Source organism: Mesorhizobium sp. B1-1-5, from assembly GCF_006443065.1.
In the GTDB taxonomy this organism is placed as follows: domain Bacteria; phylum Pseudomonadota; class Alphaproteobacteria; order Rhizobiales; family Rhizobiaceae; genus Mesorhizobium.
Genome location: NZ_VFWS01000288.1, coordinates 1 through 1,786, shown reverse-complemented (window position 1 = coordinate 1,786; position 1,786 = coordinate 1). Strand labels below are relative to the sequence as shown.

Below are 1,786 nucleotides of genomic sequence, written 5' to 3'. Positions count from 1 at the left end.
GCGCAGGGCAAGGCCGGTACGACTACCGATCAGCAAGCGCAGGGCAAGGCCGGTACGACTACCGACCAGAGTTCAACCGCTTCAATCAACAATATATCCGTCGAGCAGAAGACCGAAATCACCAACGTCATCCGCGAGACGAAGGTGGAACCGGTCTCGAATCTCGACGTGGACATTTCGGTCGGCGTGAAAGTGCCGAAGCAGAAGGTGCGGCTGCATCGACTTCCGCACCGGATCGTCGAAATCGTTCCTGCCTATGAGAGCTATGAATATTTCCTCCTGGCCGATGGCAGGATTGTTATTGTCGATCCGAACTCATATGAGATTGTCGCTATCCTGAGTTAGGAACCGAGCCGACTAACAAAAGCCCGCTCTCCATCGGAAGCGGGCTTTTGCGGCGCCTTCGGGCTCGAAAAATGTCAGTCGTGCGTCCCCTATTCACTCCGCTGCCATGTCGGGTGCCCGGCTTCGTACCGGGCCTAGCGCGTCGGCGTTCTGCACCAGTGCGCGCATGTAGCCCAATGCGAAGGCCTTGCCGGCGTGCCATGGCGCGTCGCAGGCCATCTCAGGCGTGTGATCGGGTATCATGACGCCTTGATAATTCTCGTCGCGCAGAATGCGCACGATCTCGGCCATGTCGATGTCGCCGTCGTCGACGAAGGTTTCGTGATATTTCGGCACTTTGCCCCGCACATTGCGGAAATGGATATAGCCGATGCGGCCACGCCGCGCGAAACGGCGCACATGACTGTAGATCTCCCCGGTCTGCGGCATCTCCTGCAGCGAGCCGAGGCAGAGCTCCAGCCCGTTGGCGGGCGAGTCGACGATATCCATCAGCCGGTCATATTTCTGCGGCCGGTTGACGAGGCGCGCCGTGCCGCGCAGCGCCTCGGCGGGTGGATCGTCCGGATGCGCAGCCATCACGACGCCGGCCTCTTCGGCCACCGGTACGATTTCGCGCAGGAAGACACCAAGCCGTTCCCACAGTTCTTCTTGCGAGACCCTGACAGGCGCGGCGCCGGCTCGGCCAGGCCGGTAGCGCATATTCCAGACCACTCCGTCGGGCAGCGGCAGGTCGGGATCGATGTCGGACAAATCGAGCCCCACGGACATGGCGTCGCCGCGCGCGAATGGCCCGCGCTGCCAGCCCCACACGCCCGCGATCGAGAAGTTGTAGCCTATGCAGGGAATGCCGGCCCGGCCGGCGTCACGCACCAGCCGCTTGAGTCCTTCGAGCTGCCTCGCCCGGTCGGGGCCGCCGAGCAGCACGTCGGACCAGAAGCGCGGCGACAGGTTTTCGATGCCGGCGATCTCCAGGCCGTTGTCGCGTACGGTTTTCACCAGTCCGGTGAAATCCTCGTAGCTCCACAATCCATCCGTCGAACAATCGCCCCAGCCATCCGTTTCGGTGCCGGCCGACAGCGAGGGATCGCGACCGCGAAAATAGTTGGTGAGATGCGCAACGACATGCGTTGCGCCGGCCTGCCGGGCAAAACGGAAATTCTCCGGCGTCAGCGAATCGCGATAGAGGCCAAGTCCGATCTTCATGTCGCCCTACTTGACGCCGATGCCAGCGGTGAGGCCGCCATCGATCTTGTAGTCAGCGCCGGTGCAGAAGCCGGCTTTCGATGAACACAGGAAAGCGATGAGTTCCGCCACTTCCTCCGGCTCGCCGATACGGCCGAGCGGATGGGCGGCGCCGAAGCGCCTGTAGGCTTCTTCGACATCGGCGTCGCTGCCATTGTCGCCACGCGCCGCCTTCTCGAGGATTGGCGTGCGGATCGAG

The 1,786-nt window shown here is 62.5% G+C and carries 3 protein-coding genes; 1 reads left to right on the top strand and 2 read right to left on the bottom strand.

Annotation, left to right across the window (positions count from 1 at the left end; genetic code table 11):
- Positions 1 to 345: DUF1236 domain-containing protein (locus FJ980_RS30530; protein WP_140547302.1), on the top strand; the 345-nt coding region annotated here is incomplete at its 5' end.
- A gap of 93 nt (positions 346 to 438) precedes the next feature.
- Here the strand turns inward: FJ980_RS30530 and FJ980_RS30525 are convergent.
- Positions 439 to 1,548: a mannonate dehydratase gene (locus FJ980_RS30525; protein ID WP_140547301.1), complete on the bottom strand. Its 1,110-nt coding sequence runs from the start codon at positions 1,546 to 1,548 to the stop codon at positions 439 to 441.
- A 6-nt stretch (positions 1,549 to 1,554) separates the two neighbouring features.
- Positions 1,555 to 1,786, bottom strand: a 232-nt coding sequence (locus tag FJ980_RS30520; RefSeq protein WP_140547300.1) for an SDR family oxidoreductase, incomplete at its 5' end; no start/stop codon positions are given.